The sequence below is a fragment of the Burkholderia seminalis DSM 23518 genome, from assembly GCF_902832885.1.
Taxonomy (GTDB): Bacteria; Pseudomonadota; Gammaproteobacteria; order Burkholderiales; family Burkholderiaceae; genus Burkholderia; species Burkholderia seminalis.
In genome coordinates this window covers 45289-70643 of sequence record NZ_CADFDK010000005.1, presented here as the reverse complement: position 1 = coordinate 70643, position 25355 = coordinate 45289, and the positions used below count along the sequence as shown (strand labels likewise).

General features: G+C 67.0%; 22 protein-coding genes and 1 tRNA gene. 14 read left to right on the top strand and 9 right to left on the bottom strand.

What is annotated here, in order from left to right; all coding sequences use genetic code 11:
- Positions 1-41: 41 nt before the first annotated feature.
- The 3 genes from HWX00_RS17340 to zwf form a co-directional block, all read right to left on the bottom strand.
- The gene (locus HWX00_RS17340) at positions 42-1970 is read right to left on the bottom strand and encodes a bifunctional transcriptional regulator/glucokinase (RefSeq protein ID WP_034187340.1); all 1929 of its coding nucleotides are present in this window, start codon (positions 1968-1970) and stop codon (positions 42-44) included.
- The gene (pgl, locus tag HWX00_RS17335) at positions 1948-2628 is read right to left on the bottom strand and encodes a 6-phosphogluconolactonase (RefSeq protein WP_175027371.1); all 681 of its coding nucleotides are present in this window, start codon (positions 2626-2628) and stop codon (positions 1948-1950) included. The genes HWX00_RS17340 and pgl overlap by 23 nt, the downstream gene beginning before the upstream one ends.
- 86 nt (positions 2629-2714) lie before the next feature.
- Complete coding sequence (gene zwf, locus HWX00_RS17330; RefSeq protein WP_034187342.1) at positions 2715-4184, bottom strand: glucose-6-phosphate dehydrogenase; 1470 nt, start codon at positions 4182-4184, stop codon at positions 2715-2717.
- A gap of 431 nt (positions 4185-4615) precedes the next feature.
- On the opposite strand from zwf, the gene HWX00_RS17325 reads away from it, so the two are divergent.
- The 4 genes from HWX00_RS17325 (at position 4616) to HWX00_RS17310 (ending at position 9018) form a co-directional block, all read left to right on the top strand.
- Positions 4616-5863 carry an ABC transporter substrate-binding protein gene (locus tag HWX00_RS17325; RefSeq protein WP_175027372.1) on the top strand — a complete coding sequence of 416 codons (1248 nt, stop codon included), beginning with the start codon at positions 4616-4618 and terminating at the stop codon, positions 5861-5863.
- A 138-nt stretch (positions 5864-6001) separates the two neighbouring features.
- Positions 6002-6940, top strand: a complete 939-nt coding sequence (locus HWX00_RS17320) for a carbohydrate ABC transporter permease (RefSeq protein ID WP_034187344.1) — start codon at positions 6002-6004, stop codon at positions 6938-6940.
- Complete coding sequence (locus HWX00_RS17315; RefSeq protein WP_011544828.1) at positions 6930-7787, top strand: carbohydrate ABC transporter permease; 858 nt, start codon at positions 6930-6932, stop codon at positions 7785-7787. The genes HWX00_RS17320 and HWX00_RS17315 overlap by 11 nt, the downstream gene beginning before the upstream one ends.
- A gap of 112 nt (positions 7788-7899) precedes the next feature.
- Positions 7900-9018, top strand: coding sequence for an ABC transporter ATP-binding protein (locus HWX00_RS17310; RefSeq protein ID WP_034187345.1), 1119 nt, complete (start codon positions 7900-7902; stop codon positions 9016-9018).
- Between the two features lie 93 nt (positions 9019-9111).
- On the opposite strand, the gene HWX00_RS17305 is transcribed toward HWX00_RS17310, so the two are convergent.
- The 3 genes from HWX00_RS17305 to trxB form a co-directional block, all read right to left on the bottom strand.
- Positions 9112-9762 (bottom strand): trimeric intracellular cation channel family protein, encoded by a 651-nt coding sequence (locus tag HWX00_RS17305; RefSeq protein WP_049030589.1) that lies wholly within the window; start codon positions 9760-9762, stop codon positions 9112-9114.
- On the bottom strand, positions 9722-10501 hold the full coding sequence (locus HWX00_RS17300; RefSeq protein ID WP_049030588.1) for a Smr/MutS family protein: 780 nt from the start codon (positions 10499-10501) through the stop codon (positions 9722-9724). Before HWX00_RS17300 ends, HWX00_RS17305 begins: the two co-directional genes overlap by 41 nt.
- Before the next feature lie 135 nt (positions 10502-10636).
- Positions 10637-11599: a thioredoxin-disulfide reductase gene (trxB, locus tag HWX00_RS17295; RefSeq protein WP_034187347.1), complete on the bottom strand. Its 963-nt coding sequence runs from the start codon at positions 11597-11599 to the stop codon at positions 10637-10639.
- Between the two features lie 338 nt (positions 11600-11937).
- On the opposite strand from trxB, the gene HWX00_RS17290 reads away from it, so the two are divergent.
- From HWX00_RS17290 to HWX00_RS17280, 3 genes are all read left to right on the top strand, one after another.
- Entirely contained in the window at positions 11938-14247 is a 2310-nt protein-coding gene (locus HWX00_RS17290; RefSeq protein WP_034187348.1) for a DNA translocase FtsK, read from the top strand.
- A 46-nt stretch (positions 14248-14293) separates the two neighbouring features.
- Positions 14294-14983: an outer membrane lipoprotein chaperone LolA gene (lolA, locus tag HWX00_RS17285; RefSeq protein ID WP_034187349.1), complete on the top strand. Its 690-nt coding sequence runs from the start codon at positions 14294-14296 to the stop codon at positions 14981-14983.
- A gap of 176 nt (positions 14984-15159) precedes the next feature.
- Positions 15160-16470: a replication-associated recombination protein A gene (locus HWX00_RS17280; RefSeq protein WP_034187350.1), complete on the top strand. Its 1311-nt coding sequence runs from the start codon at positions 15160-15162 to the stop codon at positions 16468-16470.
- Positions 16471-16512: 42 nt separating this feature from the next.
- On the opposite strand, the gene HWX00_RS17275 is transcribed toward HWX00_RS17280, so the two are convergent.
- Complete coding sequence (locus tag HWX00_RS17275; protein ID WP_034187351.1) at positions 16513-16782, bottom strand: DUF2164 domain-containing protein; 270 nt, start codon at positions 16780-16782, stop codon at positions 16513-16515.
- Between the two features lie 250 nt (positions 16783-17032).
- Between HWX00_RS17275 and serS the strand changes: the two genes are divergently transcribed.
- Positions 17033-18334 carry a serine--tRNA ligase gene (gene serS, locus HWX00_RS17270; protein WP_175027373.1) on the top strand — a complete coding sequence of 434 codons (1302 nt, stop codon included), beginning with the start codon at positions 17033-17035 and terminating at the stop codon, positions 18332-18334.
- A gap of 117 nt (positions 18335-18451) precedes the next feature.
- Positions 18452-18542: transfer RNA gene (locus HWX00_RS17265), tRNA-Ser, on the top strand.
- A 95-nt stretch (positions 18543-18637) separates the two neighbouring features.
- On the opposite strand, the gene HWX00_RS17260 is transcribed toward HWX00_RS17265, so the two are convergent.
- On the bottom strand, positions 18638-19798 hold the full coding sequence (locus HWX00_RS17260) for an alkane 1-monooxygenase (RefSeq protein WP_069706115.1): 1161 nt from the start codon (positions 19796-19798) through the stop codon (positions 18638-18640).
- Positions 19799-20343: 545 nt separating this feature from the next.
- On the opposite strand from HWX00_RS17260, the gene HWX00_RS17255 reads away from it, so the two are divergent.
- The 5 genes from HWX00_RS17255 (at position 20344) to HWX00_RS17235 (ending at position 23633) form a co-directional block, all read left to right on the top strand.
- Positions 20344-20979 (top strand): GNAT family N-acetyltransferase, encoded by a 636-nt coding sequence (locus HWX00_RS17255; RefSeq protein WP_226103946.1) that lies wholly within the window; start codon positions 20344-20346, stop codon positions 20977-20979.
- 169 nt (positions 20980-21148) lie between these two features.
- On the top strand, positions 21149-21928 hold the full coding sequence (minC, locus tag HWX00_RS17250; protein ID WP_175027374.1) for a septum site-determining protein MinC: 780 nt from the start codon (positions 21149-21151) through the stop codon (positions 21926-21928).
- Positions 21929-21988: 60 nt separating this feature from the next.
- Complete coding sequence (minD, locus tag HWX00_RS17245) at positions 21989-22804, top strand: septum site-determining protein MinD (protein WP_006486674.1); 816 nt, start codon at positions 21989-21991, stop codon at positions 22802-22804.
- Between the two features lie 12 nt (positions 22805-22816).
- A complete protein-coding gene (minE, locus tag HWX00_RS17240) occupies positions 22817-23071 on the top strand; it encodes a cell division topological specificity factor MinE (RefSeq protein ID WP_006486661.1) in 255 nt (84 codons plus the stop codon).
- Positions 23072-23231: 160 nt separating this feature from the next.
- Complete coding sequence (locus HWX00_RS17235; RefSeq protein WP_034187356.1) at positions 23232-23633, top strand: YXWGXW repeat-containing protein; 402 nt, start codon at positions 23232-23234, stop codon at positions 23631-23633.
- Positions 23634-23749: 116 nt separating this feature from the next.
- Here the strand turns inward: HWX00_RS17235 and HWX00_RS17230 are convergent, their stop codons facing one another.
- Complete coding sequence (locus HWX00_RS17230) at positions 23750-25300, bottom strand: chloride channel protein (RefSeq protein WP_069706149.1); 1551 nt, start codon at positions 25298-25300, stop codon at positions 23750-23752.
- Between the last annotated feature and the right edge of the window lie 55 nt (positions 25301-25355).

Sequence of the window (25355 nt, the reverse complement as noted above, 5' to 3'; positions counted from 1 at the left end):
TTTCGTTGGGACGCAGGAAGCGGCTGCCGCCGCACCGCGCGTCAGTCCCGCGCGACGTCCTTCGCCGCCGGCGACGCGCCGTGGCTCAGCCAGTCGAGCACGTCGGCCGTTTCGTCGTCGCTCGCGCGCGCCTTCGCCTGCGCGACGGCGTCGGGCAGCTCGCCGTTCGTCGACGCGCGACGGATCGCGACGCCGACCGCGAGAATGTCGATCATCAGCAGATGCAGGATCCGCGAGATCATCGACAGCTGCGACTCGCGCATCTCGATGTGGTCGGTTTCGAGCGCGACGGTCGCGCGCTTCGCGAGCGGCGTGTTGCTCGACGTGATCGCGATCACCTTCGCGCCGGCCTGCATCGCGACGTCGAGCACGCGCAGCAGCTCGGGCGCGCGGCCGGACTTCGACACCGCGACGATCACGTCGCCCTTGCCGAGCAGCGCGGCCGACGCAGCCTGCATGTACAGGTCGCCGTACGCAATCGTCGGAATGCCGAAGCGGAAGAACTTGTAGTGCGCGTCCTGCGCGACGATGTTCGAGTTGCCGAGACCGTAGAACTCGATGCGCCGTGCGCCGTTCAGGATCTCGATCGCGTTCTCGACGTGCTCGAAATTCAGGTGCTCGCGCAACTGCAGGATCGCGGACACCGTGTTGTCGAGCACCTTCGCGCCGAAGTCGGTGGCCGTATCGCCGAGATGCACCTGGCTGTGGCTCATCGGGATTGTGCCGGTGAGGCCGGTCGCGAGCTTCAGCTTGAAGTCCGACAGCCCCTGGCAGCCGAGCGAGCGGCAGAAGCGGATCACGGTCGGCTGGCTCACGTCGGCCTTGCGCGCGATGTCGACGATCGGATCGTTGATGATCGAGCGCGGATGGTTCAGCGCGAGATCGGCCACGCGGCGCTCGGCCGGCGTCAGCGCGTCGCGCATCTGGCGGATCCGCTCGAACACGGCCGACGACGCGCCGCCCGAGCGGTTCGACAGCTGCTCGGCGAGAATCGCCGACACGCCGAGGAACGCCGGGTATTCGGCGGTGATCAGGTAGGTCGGGATGTTCTGCAGATAGTGCGTGAAGCGGCCCTTCGCCTCGAAGCGCGCGCGGAACGACGAGCGTGTGAACAGCTCGCCGAGCTTCAGCGCGACGCCGCCGCCGATGTACACGCCGCCGAGCGCGCCGAGCGTCAGCGCGACGCTGCCCGCGAACGCGCCGAGAATCCCGCAGAAGCATTCGACCGTCTCGAGCGCGAGGGCGTCGCCCGCATGCGCGCGCTCGACGATCTCGACCGTGTCGACGCTCGCGGCGACGCGCTTCTTGTCGCGCGCGGCGAGCGCGCGATAGATGATCTCCATGCCGGGGCCGGCGCACACGCGTTCGAACGACACGTGCGGAAACTTCTTGCGCGCGTACTGCAGCACCAGGTCCTCGCGCTCGTCCTGCGGCGCGAACGACGCGTGGCCGCCCTCGCTGCCGAGCGCGATCCAGCGGTCGTCGGCCGGAATCAGGCCCGACACGCCGAGCCCGGTACCGGGCCCGAGCAGCCCGATCACGCTGTTCTGGCGGCGCGCGCCGCCGCCGACCTGCACGCGCTGCGCATCGGTCAGGCCCGGCAGCGCCATCGCGAGCGCGGTGAAGTCGTTGACGACGAGCAGCGTGTCGAAGCCGAGCGCGCGGCGCGTCGCCTCGATCGAGAAGCTCCAGTCGTGATTGGTCATCGTGACCTGGTCGCCGTCGACCGGGTTCGCGATCGCGATCGCCGCGTGGTTCACGCGGCTGATCTTCACGTCCTTCAGATACTTGCGGATCGCGTCGGTGATCGTCGGGTAATCGGCGCCGGGATAGACGCGGATCTGCGTGATTTCGCCCGGGCCGGTTTCCAGCGCGAAGCGCGCGTTGGTGCCGCCGACGTCCGCGAGCAGGCGCGGACCGTCGGCATGCTGACCCGCGACGACCACCTTACTTTGCGCACCAGTAGACATCGAGCTGGGTCCCCTTGTCGTTGGCCAGTTGGGAAATCGCGTTCTTCTGCAGCGACGCGGCGGCGGCGTCGAGCACGGCGCGCTTGCGCTCGCCCGCGATCAGCAGGAACAGGCGCTCGACGCGCTTGAGCGCATCGAGCGAATAGCTCACGCGCGCATGCGGGGCGGCGCCGGGGTGCACGGCGACGAAACGCTCGGGCGTCGTGATCGCGTGGTCCCATTCGGGCGCGTCGGCGAAGATCGACGCGGTGTGGCCGTCCTCGCCCATGCCGAGCACGGCGACGGTCGGTACGCGGTAGTCGGCGTTCGCGTTCAGCGCGGCGACGTGCGCGTCGAGCGTGCTGCGCGTGTCGACGAGCGGCAGGAAGCGGGCAGGGGCGGCCGCGTGCTGCAGCAGCGTGTCGCGCACGAGCTGCGCGTTGCTGGCCGCGTCGTCCTCCGGCACCCAGCGGTCGTCGACCAGCGTGACGTCGACGCCGGCCCAGTCGAGCGCCGCGTGCGACAGCGTGTGCAGGAACGGGCGCGGGCTCGTGCCGCCGGACACCGCGAGCGTCGGGCGCGCGGCGCCGGCGAGCGCCGCGCGCAGCGCATCGCCGACGGCGCGCGCGAGCGCTTCGCTTTGCGCTTCCTGGGTGTCGAAAGCGTGGATCTCGATCACATCTCCTCCGGACTGCTTTGTCTGTTCAAATCGTACGAATCGTGGGGCACGTTGCCGGGCACGATCGTGCCCGGCAACGGTTTGCATCAGTTCTCTTCTTCGAGCCAGCAGGTGTCGTGCTGCGCGAGCATCGCGCTCGACGCGGCCGGCCCCCACGTACCCGCCGCGTACGGCTTCGGCGGCTTCAGGGAGCGCGCCCATTCGTTCAGGATAGGCTCGACCCAGCGCCATGCGGCCTCCTGTTCGTCGCGCCGCACGAACAGGGCGAGCCGGCCGTTGATCACGTCGAGCAGCAGGCGCTGGTACGCCTCCATCTGCCCTTCCTTGAAGAACTGGTCGAACGCGAGGTCGAGGTGCACGCTCGCGAGGTTCATCCCTTCGCCGGGCTGCTTCGCGAGGCAGTACAGGCGGATCGTCTCGTTCGGCTGCAGCCGGATCACGAGGCGGTTCGAGCCGGGACGCAGCGCGGTCGGGCCCAGCGCCGAGTGCGGCACCGGGCGGAAGTTGACGACGATCTCCGCGACGCGGTCGGCCAGACGCTTCCCGGTGCGCAGGAAGAACGGCACGCCGGCCCAGCGCCAGTTCTCGATCTCGACCTTCAGCGCGACGAAGGTTTCGGTCTGGCTGTCGGGTTTCACGCCCGGCTCGGTCGCGTAGGCCGGCACCTGCGCGCCCTTGATCACGCCCGCATGATACTGGCCGCGCACGGCCACCTTGCCGATGTCGCGCGGATCGACCGGCTTGAGCGCGCGCAGCACGCGCAGCTTCTCGTCGCGCACCGAGTCGGAATCCATCGAATGCGGCGGCTCCATCGCGACGATCGACAGCAGTTGCAGCAGGTGGTTCTGCACCATGTCGCGCAGCGCGCCGGTATTGTCGTAGAAATCGCCGCGCGCCTCGACGCCGAGCTCCTCGGCGATCGTGATCTGGATGCTCTCGACCCATTCGCGGCGCCACAGCGGCTCGAACAGCGCATTGCCGAAACGCAGCGCGAGCAGGTTCTGCACCGGCTCCTTGCCGAGGTAGTGGTCGATCCGGTAGATCTGGCCTTCCGCGAAGATCTCGCCGACCGCGTCGTTGATCGCGTTCGACGATTTCAGGTCGTAGCCGAGCGGTTTCTCGAGCACGATGCGTGCGCCTTCGTTCAGGCCGACCGACGCGAGCGCCTTGCAGATCGGCACGAACAGCGACGGGCCCGTCGCGAGATAGAACACGCGGATGCCCGGCAGCGACGAGATCGCGTCGCGCAGCACGACGTAGTCTTCCGCGCGGCCGAGGTCGAGCTTCACGTATTCGATGCGGTCGAGGAAGGACTTCCATGCGGCTTCGTCGAGCGCGTTGCCGGCGGCCTTTGCCGCATGCGGCTTCACGTGCGTATCGACCCATTCGAGATAGGCCGCCCGATCCGATTCGTGTCGCGCCACGGCCACGATCCGGCCGCTCTCCGCGAGCATGTTCGCGCGGTGCGCTTCGAACAGCGCGGGCAGGATCTTGCGCATCGACAGATCGCCGGTGCCGCCGAAAAGGACGAAGGTAAAGCTGGAATCGGTATGCATGTGTCTCCGCCGTGTTGGGGGTGCTGGGAAGCGATCCGTAGTGCGATAAAAATATTTTTGACACTGAATTGTAGTTTAACTACAATCCGCCGCAAGGGGTAGCACCTGGGTGAAGAAAAAAAGATGTGCGGTCGATGAACTGCGCGAGCTTCGCCTTCGGGAGCGCCTTGTGCCGAATGTTATCGGACATTGGCGACGCGCATCGTCCGCGCGCCGTCGGCCCCGGGCTCGCGTCGCATCATCGCGGCGGGCCAGAAACACAAAGAGGAGACACGCCGTTGAATCTCGATTCACGCTTTCTGTAAGAGCCCGGCCGGTCATCGGCCCGTACGCTGCATGCGTCCCGCGGCTCGATTTCCCCGTCGTTTATCAAGAAGCCGGTTCCCGGTCAGGGAACCTCACGAGTTGATTCAGTCTGGAGGAGATAAGTAATGAAAGTTCGCTCGATCATGGGCGCGCTCTGCGCCGCGGGTCTGATGGCTGGCGCCGTGGCGGCGCAGGCAGCCGAGAATGTAACCGTGCTGCACTGGTGGACCTCGGGCGGCGAGTCGAAGGCCGTCGGCGTGCTGAAGGACGACTTGCAGAAGCAGGGCTACGTGTGGAAGGACTTCGCGGTCGCGGGCGGCGCCGGCGCCGCGGCGATGACCGCGCTGAAGACCAAGGTGATCAGCGGCGACGCACCGTCGGCCGCGCAGATCAAGGGCCCGCTGATCCAGGACTGGGCCGACCAGGGCGTGCTCGTCAACATCGATTCCGCCGCCGGCGACTGGAAGCAGAACCTGCCGCCGGAAATCGACAAGATCATCAAGTACAAGGGCCATACCGTCGCCGCGCCGTTCTCGGTGCACCGCGTGAACTGGCTGTACATCAACAAGGCCGCGCTCGACAAGGTCGGCGCGAAGGTGCCGACCACCTGGCCCGAATTCTTCGCGGTGGCCGACAAGCTGAAGGCCGCGGGCATCCAGCCGGTCGCGATGGGCGGCCAGCCGTGGCAGGACCTGACGCTGTGGGAAGACGTCGTGCTGTCGCAGGGCCCGGCGTTTTACAAGAAGGCGCTGGTCGACCTCGACCAGGCGACGCTGACGTCGCCGCAGATGCTGTCCGTGTTCGACACGGTGCGCAAGATCCAGGGCTACTTCGACACGGGCCGTAACGGACGCGACTGGAACCTCGCGACCGCGATGGTCATCAACGGCAAGGCCGGCATGCAGTTCATGGGCGACTGGGCGAAGGGCGAGTTCGAGAACGCCGGCAAGAAGGCGGGCAAGGACTACATCTGCGCGGCGGTGCCGGGTACGGCGAACGCGTACACGTTCAACGTCGATTCGTTCGTGTTCTTCCAGCAGAAGGGCGAGAAGAACGCCACGCCGGGCCAGCTCGCGCTCGCGAAGACGATCATGACGCCGGACTTCCAGGAGCAGTTCAGCCTGCTGAAGGGCTCGGTGCTGGTGCGCCTCGGCGTGAAGATGGACAAGTTCGACGACTGCGCGAAGAAGTCGTACGCCGACGAGCAGACCGCGATCAAGTCGGGCGGCTTCGTGCCGTCGCTCGCGCACGGCATGGCGCAAAGCGACGCGACCGCCGGCGCGATCACCGACGTCGTCACGAAGTTCATGAACTCGCAGCAGGATTCGAAGAGCGCGGTCGCCGCGCTCGCGAAGGCCGCGAAGGTCAAGTAACGCGCGACAGGCGCCCGGCCGGAAACGCTTCGTCGGCCGGGCGTTTTTGCAAGTGCAGCAAACGGGCTCGCCCGCGGGCCCGTGCCGTACCCGGCGCCGGCCCGGCCTGCGTCGCCCTCGTTCCAGGAGTCGAATCAAGTGGCTGCCCCTCTTAGCGGAAACGGATCCGGCGCTGCCGCCGCGCGGCGTACGTCGCCGATGTCGGCCTTCGCCGATCGCTGGATTCCGAAGCTCGTGCTTGCGCCGAGCGTCGCGATCGCCGTGGTGTTCATCTACGGCTTCATCCTGATTACCGGCTATCTGTCGCTGACCCGCTCGCGGCTGTTGCCGAACTACGAATTCGACGGCTTCGGCCGTTACTCGGACCTGTTCCAGAACGACGTGTGGTGGACCTCCGCCGCGAACCTCGGCTGGTTCGGGATTCCGTTCATCGCGATCTGCGTCGCGCTCGGGCTGTTCCTCGCGATCCTGCTCGACCAGCGCATCCGCAACGAAGGCGCGCTGCGCGCGATCTTCCTGTACCCGATGGCGCTGTCGTTCATCGTCACCGGCACCGCGTGGCAGTGGATCCTGAACCCGGGCCTCGGCCTCGAGAAGGTGATGCACGACTGGGGCTGGACGAGCTTCTCGTTCGGCTGGCTCGACGATCCGGACAAGGCGATCTTCTGCGTGGTGATCGCGGCCGTGTGGCAGTCGACCGGCTTCGTGATGGCGCTGTTCCTGGCGGGGCTGCGCGGCGTCGACAGCGAGATCTTCAAGGCCGCGCAGGTGGACGGCGCGACGCTGCCGACCATCTACCGCAAGATCGTGATCCCGAGCATGCGCCCGGTATTCTTCTCGGTGCTGCTGATCCTCTGCCACATCACGATCAAGACCTTCGACCTCGTCGTCGCGCTGACGGCGGGCGGGCCGGGCACGTCGTCGTCGCTGCCGGCCATGTTCATGTACACGTTTTCGTTCAACCGCGGCCAGCTCGGGCTCGGCGCGGCGTCCTCGGTGATGATGCTCGCGACCGTGGTCGCGGTGCTGGTGCCGCTGATGTATATGGAATCGAGGAGCACCCGCAATGCAGCCTAAGATGACGATCAGCCGGGCAGTGATCTATGCGGCACTGATCCTGTTCGCGCTGTATTTCCTGTTCCCGATCTACGTGATGCTGTCGACGTCGTTCAAGGATCTCGACCAGCTGCGCACCGGCAACCTGCTGACGCCGCCCACCACGTGGACGGTCGACCCGTGGGTGAAGGCGTGGAGCGGCGCGTGCACCGGCGTGCGCTGCGACGGCATGAAGCCGTTCTTCCTGAACTCGCTGCAGATGGTGATTCCGGCCGTGCTGATCTCGTCGCTGATCGGCGCGTTCAACGGCTACGTGCTCACGCACTGGCGCTTTCGCGGCGCGGACGCGCTGTTCACGATGATGCTGGTCGGCTGCTTCATCCCGTTCCAGGTGATCCTGCTGCCGATGGCGCGCCTGCAGGGGATGCTCGGTCTTGCCAACACGATTCCGGGCCTGGTGTTCGTGCACGTCGTGTACGGGATCGCGTTCACGACGATGTTCTTCCGCAACTTCTACGTGAGCGTGCCGGCCGAGCTCGTGAAGGCCGCGCGCATCGACGGCGCGGGCTTCTTCACGATCTTCACGAAGATCCTCCTGCCGGTGTCGCTGCCGATCTTCATGGTGTGCCTGATCTGGCAGTTCACGCAGATCTGGAACGACTTCCTGTTCGGGATCGTGTTCTCCGGCGTCGATTCGATGCCGATCACGGTGGCGCTGAACAACCTCGTCAACACGTCGACGGGCGTGAAGGAATACAACGTCGACATGGCCGGCGCGATCATCGCCGCGCTGCCGACGCTGCTCGTCTACATCGTCGCCGGCCGCTATTTCGTGCGCGGGCTGACGGCAGGCGCGGTGAAGGGGTAAGCGCGGCTTTTTCCGATACGACGAACCGGCCGCGCACGACGCGCGGCGCATCGAAACGAACCCGACGCGGCGCCCGAGGGCGCCGCGCGAGACGAGACAGAGGATTCACAGCATGGCAAGCCTTTCCATCCGTGACGTGTACAAGACCTACCCGAACGGGGTGCCGGTCCTGAAGGGTGTCGACATCGAGATCGAGGACGGTCAGTTCCTGATCCTGGTCGGCGGGTCGGGCTGCGGGAAGTCGACGCTGCTCAACATGATCGCCGGGCTCGAGACCGTCACGAGCGGCGAGATCTGCATCGACGGCAAGGTCGTCAACGACCTGTCGCCGAAGGATCGCGACATCGCGATGGTGTTCCAGTCGTACGCGCTGTATCCGTCGATGACGGTGCGCGAGAACATCTCGTTCGGCCTGAACATCCGCAAGGTGCCGAAGAGCGAGCAGCAGCAGATCGTCGACCGCGTGTCGCAGATGCTGCAGATCCAGCACCTGCTCGACCGCAAGCCGGGCCAGCTGTCGGGCGGCCAGCGCCAGCGCGTCGCGATGGGCCGCGCGCTCGCGCGCGATCCGTCGCTGTTCCTGTTCGACGAGCCGCTGTCGAACCTCGACGCGAAGCTGCGCATCGAGATGCGCGCGGAAATCAAGCTGCTGCACCAGCGCCTCGGCACGACGATCGTCTACGTGACGCACGACCAGATCGAGGCGATGACGCTCGGCGACCGGATCGCGGTGATGAAGGACGGCGTGGTCCAGCAGTTCGGCGCGCCGCAGGAGATCTACGATTCGCCGTCGAACCTGTTCGTCGCCGGCTTCATCGGCGCGCCGCCGATGAACTTCATCAACGGCAAGCTGGTCGAGCAGGGCAGCGGGATCGCGCTCGAGATCGACACGGGCCTCGCGCGCAGCGCGCTGAACCTGCCGTTCGATGCGAAGCGGATGAACGGCCACGTCGGCCGCGAGGTGATCCTCGGCCTGCGTCCGGAGCGCATCACCGACGCGCGCAACGCGCACCACGGCGAGGCGTCGACGCTGCAGCCGATCGACGTGCGCGTCGACGTGACCGAGCCGACCGGGCCGGACACGCACGTGTTCGCGCAGGTGAACGGCAAGCGGATCGTGAGCCGCGTGCATCCGGCCGCGAACCCGCAGCCGGGGCAGACGCAGTCGCTGCTGTTCGACGTGTCGAAGGCCGTGCTGTTCGATCCGGCGTCGGAAGAGCGGATCGCGTGACGCGGCGGCAGTGCCGCGCGAAAGGGAAAGGGGCCGTGTCGAACGGCCCCTTTTGTCTGGACGATGCGGCCGACGCGGCCGCGGGCGGCGCGATCAGTGCGGCAGCCGCACGTCGAACTTGAACGTCGCGAGCCGCGCGACGAGGATGAAGCCGGTCGCGAGCAGCACGCTGTACACCGAGTCGAACTGCAGCCACACGAGCAGCAGGTAGAACCAGCAGCCGACGAACGCGCAGGTCGCGTACGGCCGCGAATCGCGCAGGATCAGCGGGATGTCGTTGCACAGCACGTCGCGCACGATCCCGCCGACCACACCGGTGATCACGCCCATCATCACCGCGATGAAGCGCGGCATCTCGGCGTCGAGCGCGATCGCCGTGCCCGAGATGCTGAAGATGCCGAGCCCGATCGCGTCGGCGATCAGCAGCAGCCGTTCGGCCGACAGTCGCGACAGCATCCGCAGCACGAACGGCGCGAACAGCGCGAGCACGAAGATCGCGATCACGTAGTCGTCGTGCACGACCCAGTAGAACGGCCGGCGCTCGAGCAGGATGTCGCGCAGCGTGCCGCCGCCGAACGCGGTCGCGAGCGCGACGACGAACGTGCCGACCGAGTCGAGGCGGTTCTTGCGCGCCTCGATGAAGCCCGAAATCGCGAAGGCCAGCGTGGCGATCGCCTCCAGTACCGCGATCGCGAGCGTCAGCCTAGGATGCGGCACGCGGCCCCCGCTCGGCCGGCGCCGCATGCGGCTGCAGCAGCACGAGCACCGCGCCTGCGCCGCCGTCGTTGCCGCGTGCCTCGCAGAACGCGATCACTTCTTCCTTCTGCACGAGCCACGCACGCACCTTGCCCTTCAGCACGGGTTCCTTGCCGATCGAGCCGAGCCCCTTGCCGTGGATCACGCGCAGGCAGCGCAGCCCCTTCTTGCCGGCTTCGCGGATGAATTCGGCGAGCGCGTCGCGCGCCTCGTCGCGCCGCATCCCGTGCAGGTCGATCTGCGCCTGCACGATCCACGCGCCGCTTCTCAGCTTGCGCACGACGTCGCGGCTGATGCCGGGGCGGTGGTAATACAGCGAGTCGTCGCTGTCGAGCAGCGTCTCGGGATCGAATTCGTCGGACAGTGTCGCGTTCAGCACGGCTTCCTCGTCGCGCTGCGTCTGCTTCGGCACCGGGTCGGGCGGCGTGCGGCCCGACGACGCGCGCGGCGGCGCGTTCAGCGGCCGGATCGCGCCGATTTCGTTGCGGAACAGGTTCGCGTCGGCTTCCGCCTTGCGCTCGGCCTTCGCGGTTTCGACGCGCGCGCGTTCGCGGCGATCGGCTTCGCCTTGCAGCGACTGGCGCAATGCGCCGAGGCCCGCGAGGCCCTGGCCGCGCAGCGCGGCCGGATCGGGCGCGGGCGGCGGGGCGGCCGGCGCGGGGTTCGCGGGACGGGCAGCGATCTTCCGCTTCGCGGGATCGCTCGGATGGGGCTGGTTCTTCGCCATGATTCGGTAACAGGGCAGGCGCGTTCGGGCGCGCGGGCAAAAAAAAGCCGCTGCACGGCGGCAGCGGCTTTCCGGTCGGGCCCGCTTCGCGGCAGCGGACGCCATTGTAGCGCCCGGCGCGGCAAGGCTCGCGGCTTACTTCTTGTCGTGCAGGCTTTCGAGGTAACGCTGCGCGTCGAGCGCGGCCATGCAGCCCGTGCCCGCGCTCGTGATCGCCTGGCGATACACGTTGTCCTGCACGTCGCCCGCGGCGAACACGCCGGGGACGCTCGTCGACGTCGCGTTGCCGTGCAGGCCGCTCTTCGTCAGGATGTAGCCGTCCTTCATCTCGAGCTGACCCTGGAACAGGTCGGTGTTCGGCTTGTGGCCGATCGCGACGAACACGCCCTGCACGGCGAGGTCTTCCGTCGCGCCGGTCTTCACGTTCTTGATGCGCAGGCCCGTGACGCCCGAATCCTCGCCCGTCACTTCGTCGAGCACGTGATCCCACTTGATGTCGACGACGCCTTCCTTCTGCTTTTCCAGCAGACGGTCGATCAGGATCGGCTCCGCGCGGAACTTGTCGCGGCGGTGGATCACGGTCACCTTCTTCGCGATACCCGTCAGGTAGAGCGCTTCCTCGACGGCCGTGTTGCCGCCGCCGATCACCGCGACTTCCTGGCCGCGATAGAAGAAGCCGTCGCAGGTCGCGCAGGCCGACACGCCCTTGCCCATGAACGATTCCTCGGACGGCAGGCCGAGATACTGGGCGGACGCGCCGGTCGCGATGATCAGCGAGTCGCACGTGTATTCGCCCGAGTCGCCGATCAGGCGGATCGGCTGCTCGTGCAGCTTCGCGGTGTGGATGTGGTCGAAGACGATTTCGGTGTTGAAGCGCTCGGCGTGCTCGAGGAAGCGCGCCATCAGCTCCGGACCCTGCACGCCTTTCGCGTCGGCCGGCCAGTTTTCGACGTCGGTCGTGGTCATCAGCTGGCCGCCCTGCGCGATGCCGGTGATCAGCACCGGGGACAGGTTGGCGCGAGCCGCGTAGACGGCGGCCGTGTAGCCGGCGGGGCCGGAACCGAGAATCAGGACTTTGGCGTGTTTGGGCGTGGACATGTGCGAATCCGTAAAAGGCGGCCGCGGCGGGCGGGGTAGGGCTCGCCGTACGATCCGGGTTGACCGGGATGCCGTCATAGATGGGTATCAGACGCGCATTATAAAGGCCCCGTTGCTGCGTTGCCGAACGAGAGTTTCAATCGTCGCGATAGCGTGTCGGGGCGGCCCGGCGGTGCCGGCACGGCGGCAACGGGCGTCCGGCGGGCCCGAGGCGGCCGCTTCGGCATCCCGTCCCCGTTATGTAACCGTCATTTACACTTGGCGGCACGGTGCAGCGTTTACAATAAGCGGGATCGAACGACAGGCGGGCGCACGGCCCGTCCTCTTTATACGGATTCATGGCAAAAGCTCCTTATTCCGCCCAGGCACAGGCGTTGCCGCACCGGATGTCGAAGCTCCTCACGGAGATCCGCTGGATTCTCCAGGTCGCGCTCTGCGCCTTTCTGGTGATGGCCCTGCTGAGCTACAGCCGGCGCGATCCGAGCTGGACGCACGCCGCCCAGGTCGATCACATCTCGAACTGGGCCGGCCGCGTCGGCGCGTGGACGGCCGACATCATCCTGCTGCTGTTCGGCCTGTCCGCCTACTGGCTGATCGTGCCGCTCGGGCGGCGCATCGCCGTCAACTACCGCCGCATCACGCGCCACGAGGCGATTCCCGACGAACCCGAGCGGCCGATCGGCTGGCTCACCGAAATCTTTGCGTTCGTGCTGGTCGTGCTCGCGTGCGACGGCATCGAGGCGCTGCGCATGTGGTCGCTGAAGGTGCAGTTGCCGCGCGCGCCGGGCGGTGTCGTCGGCGAAGCCGTCGCGGGTGCGATGTCGCACGCGTTCGGCTTCACCGGCGGCACGCTGCTGCTGCTGATCGCGCTGGCGATCGGCCTGTCGCTGTATTTCCGCTTCTCGTGGCTGTCGGTCGCCGAGCGCGTCGGCGGCGCGATCCTGTCCGCCGTCAACGTCGCGAAGCTGCGCCGCGAGGCCGAACGCGACCGCAAGCTCGGCGAGGCCGCGGCCGTGCGCCGCGAGGGCAAGGTCGAAGAGGAGCGCGTGCGCATCGAGGATCACGAGCCGGTGACGATCGTGCCGCCGGTCGTCACGCCGGCGAAGTCCGAGCGCGTCGAGCGCGAGCGCCAGGTGCCGCTGTTCACCGACCTGCCGGGCGACTCGACGCTGCCGCCGGTGTCGCTGCTCGATCCCGCGCCGAAGACGCAGGAAGCGATTTCCGCCGATACGCTCGAATTCACGTCGCGCCTGATCGAGAAGAAGCTGAAGGATTTCGGCGTCGAGGCGAGCGTCGTCGCCGCGTATCCGGGCCCGGTCGTCACGCGCTACGAGATCGAGCCGGCCACCGGCGTAAAGGGCAGCCAGATCGTCAATCTCGCGAAGGATCTCGCGCGCTCGCTGTCGCTCGTGTCGATCCGCGTCGTCGAGACGATTCCCGGCAAGAACTACATGGCGCTCGAGCTGCCGAACCAGCGCCGCCAGACCGTGCACCTGTCCGAGATCATCGGTTCCGAGGTGTATGCGGCCGCCCCGTCGGCGCTGACGCTGAGCCTCGGCAAGGACATCGGCGGCAAGCCGGTGTGCGCGGATCTCGCGAAGATGCCGCACCTGCTGGTGGCCGGCACGACCGGTTCGGGCAAGTCGGTCGGGATCAACGCGATGATCCTGTCGCTGCTGTACAAGGCCACCGCCGAGCAGGTGCGCCTGATCCTGATCGATCCGAAGATGCTCGAAATGAGCGTCTACGAAGGCATTCCGCACCTGCTGTGTCCGGTCGTCACCGACATGCGCCAGGCCGGCCACGCGCTGAACTGGACGGTCGCGGAGATGGAGCGCCGCTACAAGCTGATGAGCAAGCTCGGCGTGCGCAACCTCGCCGGCTACAACAACAAGATCGACGAGGCGGCGAAGCGCGAGGAGAAGCTCCCGAATCCGTTCAGCCTGACGCCCGAGGATCCCGAACCGCTCGGCCGCCTGCCGAACATCGTCGTCGTGATCGACGAGCTGGCCGACCTGATGATGGTGGTCGGCAAGAAGGTCGAGGAACTGATCGCGCGGATCGCGCAGAAGGCGCGCGCGGCCGGCATCCACCTGATCCTCGCGACGCAGCGTCCGTCCGTCGACGTGATCACGGGCCTGATCAAGGCGAACGTGCCGACGCGGATCGCGTTCCAGGTGTCGTCGAAGATCGACTCGCGCACGATTCTCGACCAGATGGGCGCCGAATCGCTGCTCGGGATGGGCGACATGCTGTACCTGCCGCCCGGCAGCGGGCTGCCGGTGCGCGTGCACGGCGCGTTCGTCGCCGACGACGAAGTGCATCGCGTCGTCGAGAAGCTCAAGGAGCAGGGCGAGCCGAACTACGTCGAGGGCCTGCTCGAAGGCGGCACCGCCGACGGCGACGAGGGTTCGGCCGGCGCGGGAACCGGCGAAGGCGGCGGCGAGTCTGATCCGCTGTACGACCAGGCGGTCGAGATCGTCATCAAGAACCGCCGCGCGTCGATCTCGCTCGTGCAGCGTCATCTGCGGATCGGCTACAACCGCGCGGCTCGCCTGCTCGAGCAGATGGAACAATCGGGGCTCGTGTCGGCGATGTCGTCGAGCGGCAACCGCGAAATTCTTGTGCCGGCGCGCGACGCGGAATGAGTCCGCGGCGCCCGCCGCGCCGGCCACCCACGGAGAAAACCGCAATATGCAGCAACTTTCGTTCGCAATGTCCCTTCGTTCGACGCGGCGCTGGCTCGGCGCGGCGCTTGCCGGCGCATCGCTGATGCTCGCGGCGACGCACGCGTTCGCGGGCGGCACCGAGCAGCTGAAGGCCTTCGTGTCGCAGGTGCGTTCGGCGAAAGGCGATTTCACGCAGCAGATCGTCAAGGCGCCGGCCAAGGGCGCGAGCGCCGCGCAGGCCGCGCCGAAGCCCACCGACAATTCGAGCGGCACGTTCGTGTTCGCGCGGCCGGGCAAGTTCATCTGGACGTACCAGAAGCCGTACCAGCAGGTGCTGCAGGCCGACGGCGACAAGCTGTACGTGTTCGACCGCGACCTGAACCAGGTCACCGAGCGCAAGCTGAACGGCGCGCTGGGCGCGAGCCCTGCCGCGATCCTGTTCGGCAGCAACGATCTCGACAAGAACTACACGCTGCGCGATGCCGGCGAGAAGGGCGGCATCGAGTGGCTCGAGATGCTGCCGAAGGCGCAGGACACGCAGTTCCAGCGGATCGGCATCGGTTTCCGGAATGGCACGCTCGCCGCGATGGAACTGCACGACGTGTTCGGCAACGTCACGCTGCTGACGTTTACGAACATCCAGACGAACCCGCCGCTGAAGGGCGATACGTTCAAGTTCGTGGTGCCGAAGGGCGCCGACGTGATCACCGGCTGACCGGCGCCGCGCGCCGCGTTTTCGCAACGGGCCCGCCGGCGACGGCGGGCCCGTGTCGTTTCCGCCTGCGGGCATCGGGCGTGGGCACCGGGCGCGGCGGCGCCGTCGCGCGGCTGTCATAATGTCGGGTCCGGCGGCCGGTTCGGCCGCCATCGTTTGATGTGGAGCGAGGGTTCATGTCCGACCTGTTTCAAGTCGAGCCGCGCCGCCCGCTCGCCGAGGCGCTGCGGCCGAAGACGCTCGCCGAGGTGATCGGCCAGACGCATTTGCTGGGCGAAGGCAAGCCGCTGCGGCTCGCGTTCGAATCGGGCAAGCCGCATTCGATGATCCTGTGGGGGCCGCCCGGCGTCGGCAAGACGACGCTCGCGCGCCTCACCGCGCTCGCGTTCGACTGCGAGTTCATCGCGCTGTCGGCCGTGCTCGGCGGCGTGAAGGACATCCGCGAGTCGATGGAGCAGGCGAAGGACACGCTGAACCGCACCGGCCGCCATACGATCCTGTTCGTCGACGAGATCCACCGCTTCAACAAGGGGCAGCAGGATGCGCTGCTGCCGTTCGTCGAGTCGGGTCTCGTGACCTTCATCGGCGCGACCACCGAGAACCCGAGCTTCGAGGTCAACTCGGCATTGCTGTCGCGTGCGCAGGTGTACGTGCTGAAGTCGCTGAACGACGACGAGATGCGGCAGTTGCTGAAGCGCGCGCAGGAAATCGCGCTCGACGGCCTCGCGTTCGACGACAAGGCGATCGATACGCTGGTCGGTTATGCGGACGGCGATGCGCGCCGCTTCCTGAACCTGCTCGAACAGGCGCAGACGGCGGCGACGTCGGCCGGTGTCGCGACGATCGACGCCGATTTCGTCAGCAGCGCGATGACGCTGAACGCACGGCGCTTCGACAAGGGCGGCGACAACTTCTACGACCAGATCTCGGCGCTGCACAAGTCGGTGCGCGGGTCGAGCCCGGACGGCGCGTTGTACTGGTTCTGCCGGATGATCGACGGCGGCGCCGACCCGAAGTATCTCGCGCGGCGCATCGTGCGGATGGCATGGGAAGACATCGGGCTCGCCGATCCGCGCGCGCTGCAGGTAGCGAACGACGCGGCCGAAACCTACGAGCGGCTCGGCTCGCCGGAAGGCGAACTCGCGCTCGGGCAGGCGGTGATCTATCTCGCGTGCGCGGCGAAGAGCAACGCCGGCTACAACGCGTTCAACCAGGCGATGGCGTTCGTGAAGCAGGACAAGTCGCGCGAGGTGCCCGTGCATCTGCGCAACGCGCCGACCAAGCTGATGAAGGAACTCGGCTACGGCCACGCGTACCGTTACGCGCACGACGAGCCGAATGCGTATGCGGCCGGCGAGACCTACCTGCCGGACGGGATGCGCGAGCCGCGCTGGTACCAGCCGGTGCCGCGCGGGCTCGAATCGAAGATCGCCGACAAGCTCGCGTGGCTGCGCGAACTCGACCGCGAGGCCGGCAAGAAGGACTGACCGCGCGTTGCGCGGGCCGGTTCGGTCGTCGCCGCCGTTGCGTCAGCGCTTGCGGCCCGGCTGCTGTTTCTTCCAGTATTCGAACGGCTCCTCGTGGCATTCGATGTCGAGCTCGGCGACGCGCGCGTGCAGGCGTTCCTGCGCATCGGCGATCGCGAGGTTGTAGATCGCCGGTGCGATTTCCTCGACGAAGAAGTGCAGCAGCGCGCCGGCCTGGATGTTGCCGATCGGCTCGTCCATGTTTTCCGTGAAATAGCGTTGCAGCGACGCGATTGCGCGGTCGCGGACATCCTTGTCGAGTTCGATGGTCATCGGGTCCCCTGGGGTGCGGTGAGGCGAAGCCGGGTGCTTCGCCCGATCGGTTGCCGTCCGCCGGCGCCGCGGTTTTGCGATCCGCAACGGTCGGGCATACCGCGATTCGCCGGCCGCCGGCCTACGGGGCGGCAAGGCCATGTTGCCATGGCCGCCGCCCGTTTGGCGCATTGTCCGTTCGGCCGGTGCCGTGGCGGCCGCGCGGTGCGTTAGAATTCCCGTCTTACACAACGATTTTCCAAGTCCTCCCATGCTCGACATCCAGTTGCTGCGCAAAGACCTCGACGGCGTCGCGAAGCGCCTCGCCGATCGCGGCTACACCCTCGACGTCGCCGCGTTTTCCGCACTCGAAGCGGAACGCCGCGCGATCCAGACCCACACCGAAGAGCTCCAGGCGCGTCGCAACAGCCTGTCGAAGCAGATCGGCGCGATGAAGGGGAAGGGCGAGGACACGTCGGCCGTGATGGCCGAGGTCGGCGGGATCGGCGACGACATGAAGGCGTCGGAAGCCAGGCTCGGCGACATCCAGGCGCGCCTGTCCGACCTGATGCTGGGCATGCCGAACGTCGCGCACGAAAGCGTGCCGGTCGGCAAGGACGAAGCCGATAACGTCGAGGTGCGCCGCTGGGGCGCGCCGCGCCAGTTCGATTTCGAGGTGAAGGATCACGTCGATGTCGGCACGCCGCTCGGCCTCGATTTCGAGACGGGCGCGAAGCTCGCCGGCGCGCGCTTCACGATGCTGCGCGGTCCGATCGCGCGCCTGCACCGCGCGCTCGCGCAGTTCATGATCGACACGCACACGCAGCAGCACGGTTATACCGAGACGTACACGCCGTACATCGTGAACCCGGAGATCCTCTACGGCACGGGCCAGCTGCCGAAGTTCGCGGACGACATGTTCCGCGTCGAGAAGGGCGGCGCCGAGAACACGGTCACGCAATACCTGATCTCCACGTCGGAGATCTCGCTGACGAACACCGTGCGCGAGTCGATCGTCGACGCGTCCGCGCTGCCGATCAAGCTGACCGCGCATTCGCCGTGCTTCCGCTCGGAAGCCGGTTCGTACGGCCGCGACACGCGCGGGATGATCCGCCAGCACCAGTTCGACAAGGTCGAGATGGTGCAGGTCGTCGCGCCGGAAACGTCGTACGCGGCGCTCGACGAGATGGTCGGCCACGCGGAAGCGATCCTGCAGAAACTCGGCCTGCCGTACCGTGTGATCACGCTGTGCACGGGCGACATGGGCTTTTCGGCCGCGAAGACGTTCGACCTCGAAGTGTGGCTGCCCGCGCAGAACACCTATCGCGAGATCTCGAGCTGCTCGAACACCGAGGCGTTCCAGGCGCGCCGGATGCAGGCGCGTTTCCGCAACGCGCAGGGCAAGCCGGAGCTCGTGCATACGCTGAACGGTTCGGGTCTCGCCGTCGGCCGCACGCTCGTCGCGGTACTGGAGAACTACCAGAACGCGGACGGTTCGGTCACGGTACCGGACGTGCTGCGTCCGTACATGGGCGACATGGCGCGCATCGACGCGCCGGCACAGGCGTCGTAACGCAGGCCTGCGAAGCCCTCGCAAAAAATTTTGCACAAAGGGCTTGTCAGCCAAGAAGAGATCGTTTTATAATCTTTTCTTTCGCGGAAATGACCAAACGCGAAATGCAGTAAGGAAGGAGAGGTGGCAGAGTGGTCGAATGTACCTGACTCGAAATCAGGCGTACGGTTTCCCCGTACCGTGGGTTCGAATCCCACCCTCTCCGCCAAAATACGAAGCCCCTTGATCCGGAAGGATCAAGGGGTTTTTCGTTTTGGGTCCGCGGCCATGCAATGACGGCCGCGGCACCGTCCCTGGCCGATATCACGCCGCGGCCGGATACTGCGCCAGCACCCGGTCGCGGATCGACGGCTTGATGTTCGATCGCGCCATGTCGCCGCCGTAGTGCGCGACGACGCGCGGATTCATCACGCGATACCAGAGCGGCGGCACGTACGCGAACAGGATCATCGTCGCGTAGCCGGCCGGCAGTTGCGGCGAATCGTCGAAGTGGCGCAGCGCCTGGTACGAGCGCGTCGGGTTCGCGTGATGGTCGGCGTGCCGCTGCAACTGGTACAGGAACAGGTTGGTCACGACGTGATTGCTGTTCCACGAATGCTGCGGCGTGCAGCGTTCGTAGCGGCCGCTCGGCAGCTTGCGGCGGCCGAGCCCGTAGTGCTCGACGTAGTTCACGACTTCGAGCAGCGAGGCGCCGTAGACGGCCTGGATCACGAGGAACGGGATCACGACCTTGCCGGCCATCGCGATCGCGATGCCCCACACGACGACCGTCATCGCCCACGCGTGCAGCACCTCGTTGCGCCAGGTCCACGGCGACCGCCCGAGCCGTTCGAGGCGCGCCTTCTCGAGCCGCCATGCGGAGCGGATGCTGCCGGTCACGGTGCGCGGCAGGAATGCCCAGAACGACTCTCCGTAGCGCGCGCTTGCCGGATCCTCGGCCGTCGCGACGCGCACGTGGTGGCCGCGGTTGTGCTCGACATAGAAGTGGCCGTACGCGACCGGCGCGAGCGTGATCTTCGCGAGCCAGCGCTCGAAGCGGTCGGTCTTGTGCCCGAGCTCGTGCGCGGTATTGATCGAGATGCCCGTCGCGGCGCCGAGCGACAGCGCGAAGCCGACGTAGTCGTACCACGCGAGCGCGTGCGTGCCGACGATCCATACGCACATGAAGAACGCGACGTATTCGACGCAAGTCGCCAGATAGACGATGAACCGGTAATAGCGCTCGCGTTCGAGGTGCGGCACGACGGCCTCGGGCGGGTTGTCGCGATCGTCGCCGATCAGCGTGTCGAGGACCGGAATCACGCCGAACGCGAACAGCGGGCCGAACCACCAGAACACGTGAAGGCCCGTCGACAGCGCGAGCTGCGCGGCGAGGATCGGCAGCGTGATCGTCAGTGCGCCCAGCAGCCACAGGTAACGCTTGCCATCCGACCAGCTCGCGGCCGATCCGTCGGTCATTGCCATTGTCTCCCTCCAGTCAGCGGGCCCGATGGGCGGCCGCATGCACGGTTGTTCGAATCCTCGTCGGCCCGCGACACGCGCGGCGCCACCGGATCGTTGCCCGGTTCTGCCTGTTATACGACCCGTGCGCGCGCTTGCCAAACACCGGCGCTAGGCGTGCGACTCCAAACGGAGGGCCGCGCGCGAGTCGCGCCCGAAAGGGCCGGCACGCGCTGATTGAAACATCCGGTGGAGACCGGATCGGCCGACGCATCCCGCGCGCTGGTCAGACGAATCGGGAGGTGTGGCGTGCGCGCACATCGATCCTGCTCGCCTGCAACAAATGTTGCGTCGCAATAAACGAAGCGACGCGGGCAAGGTCGGAACACGTTTTGGGTTGCTCGTATTACGCAACATTACGGTGGCGAACATGACGGGCGGTGCACTTCGAAACGCGACTGCCGCGCATTGCAAGGCGAACCGGGCGAGACGTCGAGCGGCGAAGCGTCGACGGTTGTCCGTCGATGCGCATCGGCATGCCGATGCTGCACCTGCACACCGGTCGGCTCATGTCGCCGCGGGTGACACCTGTTGCCTTTCGATCCGCGCCGTCATTTGAAAATAACGATTTGACTCATGCCCCGCTTTCGGTTGAAGCTAATAGCTTGCTGTCCGAAGGGGGCTGTGCCTGCATGAGTTCGACCTTGACCGTTCGTCGTATCGTTGCCGACCAGGGCGGCGTGTATCGCGAACTCCGCGCCGCATCGCTGCGTGAGCCCTATGCGCCGGGCGAAGCGCCGGAGGCCGAATTGCTGACTGTCGAAACGGACGCGGCGTCGGCGATTGCCGCGCTGCGCGCCGTGTCCGACGAGTCGACGACTTTCCTGCTGTACACCGAAGGCCATCCGGCCGGCATGATCGGCGCGTATTTCGACAACACGCCCGATCGGCGCGCGTTCGTCAGCGAACTGTGGGTCGCGCATGCGGTGCGCCACCTGCGCGGCGGCGTGCTGCTGCTGGAGACGGCTACCGCCTGGCTCGCCGAGCGCGGCGCGAGCGAAGTCTATGCATGGATCGCCGATGCGAACCGCAACGCGATTCGTTTTTACGAGCGCGCGGGTTTCGGCAACACCGGTGAACATGCGCCGGTCGCGCGGATGCCGGGCGCGATGAAATCGCTGTTCGTGTCGCAGGTGAAGCACTGACGCCCCGTCGAAACGCGGGCCGCGCGGCGCGATGAGGGCTCCGCCGTCCGCTTGCCTGTCACCCTGCCGGTCGCTTGCCCGCCCGGGCCGCCGCCACCCCGAGTCCCAAAAATAATGGCCGCACGCGTGGACGCCTGTAAAATACGCAAAAAATTTTTGCAGAGTGTCCATGTCGCTTAAAAAATCGCCATTCTTCGAGCTGCGCAGCGGATCGGTCGATACGTTGCTGTTCACCGTGAAGACGACCGATCTCGATGCGTTGCGTGCCGAACTGGTCAAGCGCTTCGAAGCGACTCCCGAGTTTTTCGCCGACGATGTCGTCGCGATCGACGTCCGCCGCCTGGCTGACGGCGAACGCGTCGCGCTCGCGGACATCCGGCAGATGCTGAACGACGTGCGGATGCGCCCGGTGGGCGTGGTCGCACTGGCCACGCAGGCTTGGGCGGGGAAAGCCGGCCTGCCGCTGCTCGAGGCGCGCGATCGCCGCGTGCCGGCCGCCAAGCCGGCCGAGGGCGCGGAACCGTCGCCGATCGCCGAGGCCGTCGTCGCCGCGGCCGCCGCGGCGACGCCCGAACCGGCGTCGGAGCAGGCGCCGGCATCGAATCAGCCGGGCGGCCAGACGCTCGTGATCGACCGGCCGTTGCGTTCGGGGCAGCAGATTTACGCGAAAGGAGACCTCGTGGTGCTCGCGCCGGTCAGTCACGGCGCGGAGATCATCGCGGAAGGCAATATCCACATCTACGCGCCGTTGCGCGGCCGCGCACTCGCGGGCGTGCACGGCAATCACGACGCGCGCATTTTCTGCACGTGTCTCGAACCGGAACTGATTTCGATCGCGGGTATCTATCGAACAACCGAGAACCCGCTGCCCGCCGACGTACTGGGCAAATCGGTGCAGATCCGGCTCGAAGAGGAAAAACTGATGATCGAACCGCTGCGCCTGACGTAAATTCACGCGGCACGCTCCGGATCGATCGGCTCTCATTGACGAACACAGGGTATTGGGTAAATGGCAAAAATCATCGTGGTGACCTCGGGCAAGGGCGGCGTGGGCAAGACGACGACGAGCGCGAGCTTTGCGTCCGGTCTCGCGCTGCGCGGCCACAAGACGGCCGTGATCGACTTCGACGTCGGCCTGCGCAACCTCGATCTCATCATGGGCTGCGAGCGTCGCGTCGTGTATGACCTCGTGAACGTGATCCAGGGCGAAGCGAACCTGAACCAGGCGCTGATCAAGGACAAGAAGTGCGAGAACCTGTTCATCCTGCCGGCGTCGCAGACGCGCGACAAGGATGCGCTGACGCGCGACGGCGTCGAGAAGGTGCTGAACGACCTCGTCGCGATGGATTTCGAATACATCGTCTGCGATTCGCCGGCCGGTATCGAGGCCGGCGCGCTGCACGCGATGTACTTCGCGGACGAGGCGCTGATCGTCACGAACCCGGAAGTGTCGTCGGTGCGCGACTCCGACCGCATTCTGGGCATCCTGTCGTCGAAGACGAAGCGCGCGACCGAAGGCAAGGAGCCGATCAAGGAACACCTGCTGATCACGCGCTACAGCCCGAAGCGCGTGAGCGAAGGCGAGATGCTGTCGCTCGAGGACATCAGCGAGATCCTGCGCATCAAGCTGATCGGCGTGGTGCCCGAGTCGGAAGCCGTGCTGCACGCGTCGAACCAGGGTCTGCCGGCGGTGCATATCGACGGCACCGACGTCGCCGAAGCGTACAAGGACGTCGTCTCTCGCTTCCTTGGCGAGGACAAGCCGCTGCGCTTCACCGACTACCAGAAGCCGGGCCTGCTGCAGCGCCTCTTCGGCAGCAAGTAACGGAGGCCGCCCATGTCCATCCTTTCGTTTCTCCTCGGCGAGAAGAAGAAGTCCGCATCGGTCGCGAAGGAGCGCTTGCAGCTCATCATCGCGCACGAGCGGGTCGGCGGCCGGCCGCCGGCCGATTACCTGCCGGCGCTGCAGAAGGAACTCGTCGCCGTCATCTCGAAGTACGTCCATATTTCGAACGATGACATCCGCGTGAGCCTCGAGCGCCAGGACGACCTCGAAGTCCTCGAAGTGAAGATCGAGATCCCGCAAGCCTGACGCTTGCCGGTGTCCCTCCGCACGGCGGCGCCCGCCGTCGTGCGCGTCTTACGCCCTGTTGCACTTTCGGGCACGCCGTAACACGGCGCCTGTCGGCCGTAATCGCCCCTGCCGCATTGAACGAATACGCTCGCGTTATTTGTTCAACCAGGAGGTTGTGATGGCTGTCTCATCTGTTCAACGTCGTATCGTTTCGCTCGCGCTGTTTGCCGCGGGCCTGTCAGCCGTCGTCGCGCCGTTTGCCGCGCAGGCGGACGAGATTCTCGTCGGCACACCCGTGATCGCGCCGCAGGGCCGTGTGGTCGTCGCCGAGCCGGTTGCCGTGCGCACCGAGGAGATCGTCGTCGTTGCGCCGAATGCGCCGCCGCCCGTGCGCTACGAGGTCGTGCCGACCGCGCGCGTGGGCTACGTGTGGGAGCGCGGGCACTGGCACTGGGACCATGGCCGCTACGTGTGGATCGGCGGCCACTGGGAAGCCGAGCGCGTCGGCATGCAATGGGTGCCGGGCCACTGGGACCAGCGCGGTCCGAACTGGTTCTGGACCCGTGGCCACTGGGCGTGACGGAGGCGCGCGATGAGAAGAACCGTCATCGCCGTCGCGCTCGTCGCGATCACGCTGGCCGGGTGCGTCGTCGTGCCGGCGCGGCCCGTCTACTACCGGCCCGCACCGGTCGTGATCTACTGAGCGTCGCGCGGGCCCGGCTGCGCGGGGCCACTCGCGCCGGGCGCGGCCGGTTCGGTGCCATCCGGAGCCGGCGCGTGCGCCGTGGGGGCGCCCGGCGTCGCAGCGACAGCCTCGTCGCCGTCTTCGTCGCGCAACGTGTCGAGCGGATCGGCGGGCGCGGCAGCGGCGTCCTGCGGCTCGGTCACGCCGGTCGCAGCCGCCGTGCTCGCCGCCGATGCCGCGGCGGGTGCGGCGGCCGCCGCGGGCGGCGCGAGATAACGCTGCGCGAGCGTTTCGTAGAGCGGCGGCGCGAAAAAGCGCGAGACCCGGCTCGACACCAGCGCGGTCGCCATCAGCGAAATCACGAGCGCATGGCCGTTGATCATTTCCATCACGATCACGAACGACGTGATCGGCGACTGCGTGACGGCCGCCAGATAGCCGACCATCGCGAGCGCGATCAGCATCGGCAGGCTCATGTTGTTGAACACGACGTGCAGCAGGTTGCCGAACCCGGCGCCGATCGACAGCGACGGCGCGAAGATCCCGCCCGGGATGCCCGGCAGGTACGACGCGACCATCGAGATCATCTTCAGGAACGGATAGAACACCGACAGGTGCTGGCTGCCGTCGAGCAGGCCGCGCGCCTCGGCGTAGCCGCTGCCGAAGGTCGTGCCGCCCGACACCAGGCCGACGACGGCGATCGCGAAGCCGCACAGCGCGGCGAACGTGATCGGCCGCTCGCGATACAGGCCCAGCAGCCGCGCGGGCAGCCAGCGCCCCGTGTTCAGCAGCAGCCAGCAGAACAAGCCGCCGGCGATGCCCGTGACGATCGCGGTGACCAGCACCGCGACCGCCAGCAGCTTCGGAAAGTGGAGGCCCGTGTCGATCGTGCCGAAGTACGTGTAGTTGCCGTTCAGGCCGAGCGCGACGACGCCGGCGAGGATGATCGCGGTGATCAGCACGCCGCTGGCGCGCGCGGAGAAGCTGCGCGTCAGCTCCTCGATCGCGAACACGATCCCGGCGAGCGGCGTATTGAACGCGGCCGACAGCCCGGCTGCCGCGCCGGCCAGCACGAGCTGACGTTCGATCTGCGCGTTCGAGCGCGGGTAGAAGCGCCGCAGGTTGAACATCAGCGCCGCGCCGACCTGCACGGTCGGCCCCTCGCGGCCGATCGTGAAGCCGCCCAGGATGCCCAGGAACGAAATCAGCACCTTGCCGAACAGGATGCGCAGCGTCAGCAGCCGGGCGCCGAACGCGCTCGGGCGCGCATGCAGCGTCGCGATCACCTGCGGGATGCCGCTGCCTTCGGCGCCACGGAAGAACCGGCGCGTGAGCCATACCGACGCGGCGGCGATCGCGGGCGTCAACAGCAGCGGCAACCATGCGGCGTGCTCGCGCATCGCGCGGAAGGACTCGTAGCCCCAGTCGATCAGCCGCGCGTAAAGTACGGCTGCCAGCCCGACGACGATCGCGCCGAGCCAGAAGACGCCGTACTGGCGCCAGATTCGCAGCGAGCGGCGGGTGAGGGCGGGAAACAGGGCGGGAAGCGCGGGGCGTGGCATCGGCGGGGCCATCAGGCAAAGGATCGATTATAGAAAGAACCGGGGCCGCGCAGTC

Bases quoted from the DNA above. Each gene is read 5' to 3' on its own strand.
- HWX00_RS17280 (WP_034187350.1), top strand. From the start codon at position 15,160: ATGTCCGACCTGTTTCAAGTCGAGCCGCGCCGCCCGCTCGCCGAGGCG.
- minD (WP_006486674.1), top strand. From the start codon at position 21,989: ATGGCAAAAATCATCGTGGTGACCTCGGGCAAGGGCGGCGTGGGCAAG.
- trxB (WP_034187347.1), bottom strand. From the start codon at position 11,599: ATGTCCACGCCCAAACACGCCAAAGTCCTGATTCTCGGTTCCGGCCCC.
- HWX00_RS17305 (WP_049030589.1), bottom strand. From the start codon at position 9,762: ATGCGGCGCCGGCCGAGCGGGGGCCGCGTGCCGCATCCTAGGCTGACG.
- HWX00_RS17260 (WP_069706115.1), bottom strand. From the start codon at position 19,798: ATGGCAATGACCGACGGATCGGCCGCGAGCTGGTCGGATGGCAAGCGT.
- HWX00_RS17235 (WP_034187356.1), top strand. From the start codon at position 23,232: ATGGCTGTCTCATCTGTTCAACGTCGTATCGTTTCGCTCGCGCTGTTT.
- HWX00_RS17340 (WP_034187340.1), bottom strand. From the start codon at position 1,970: ATGTCTACTGGTGCGCAAAGTAAGGTGGTCGTCGCGGGTCAGCATGCC.
- serS (WP_175027373.1), top strand. From the start codon at position 17,033: ATGCTCGACATCCAGTTGCTGCGCAAAGACCTCGACGGCGTCGCGAAG.
- HWX00_RS17255 (WP_226103946.1), top strand. From the start codon at position 20,344: ATGTCGCCGCGGGTGACACCTGTTGCCTTTCGATCCGCGCCGTCATTT.
- minE (WP_006486661.1), top strand. From the start codon at position 22,817: ATGTCCATCCTTTCGTTTCTCCTCGGCGAGAAGAAGAAGTCCGCATCG.
- HWX00_RS17275 (WP_034187351.1), bottom strand. From the start codon at position 16,782: ATGACCATCGAACTCGACAAGGATGTCCGCGACCGCGCAATCGCGTCG.
- HWX00_RS17315 (WP_011544828.1), top strand. From the start codon at position 6,930: ATGCAGCCTAAGATGACGATCAGCCGGGCAGTGATCTATGCGGCACTG.
- HWX00_RS17310 (WP_034187345.1), top strand. From the start codon at position 7,900: ATGGCAAGCCTTTCCATCCGTGACGTGTACAAGACCTACCCGAACGGG.
- zwf (WP_034187342.1), bottom strand. From the start codon at position 4,184: ATGCATACCGATTCCAGCTTTACCTTCGTCCTTTTCGGCGGCACCGGC.
- lolA (WP_034187349.1), top strand. From the start codon at position 14,294: ATGCAGCAACTTTCGTTCGCAATGTCCCTTCGTTCGACGCGGCGCTGG.
- HWX00_RS17230 (WP_069706149.1), bottom strand. From the start codon at position 25,300: ATGCCACGCCCCGCGCTTCCCGCCCTGTTTCCCGCCCTCACCCGCCGC.
- HWX00_RS17325 (WP_175027372.1), top strand. From the start codon at position 4,616: ATGAAAGTTCGCTCGATCATGGGCGCGCTCTGCGCCGCGGGTCTGATG.
- minC (WP_175027374.1), top strand. From the start codon at position 21,149: ATGTCGCTTAAAAAATCGCCATTCTTCGAGCTGCGCAGCGGATCGGTC.
- HWX00_RS17290 (WP_034187348.1), top strand. From the start codon at position 11,938: ATGGCAAAAGCTCCTTATTCCGCCCAGGCACAGGCGTTGCCGCACCGG.
- HWX00_RS17300 (WP_049030588.1), bottom strand. From the start codon at position 10,501: ATGGCGAAGAACCAGCCCCATCCGAGCGATCCCGCGAAGCGGAAGATC.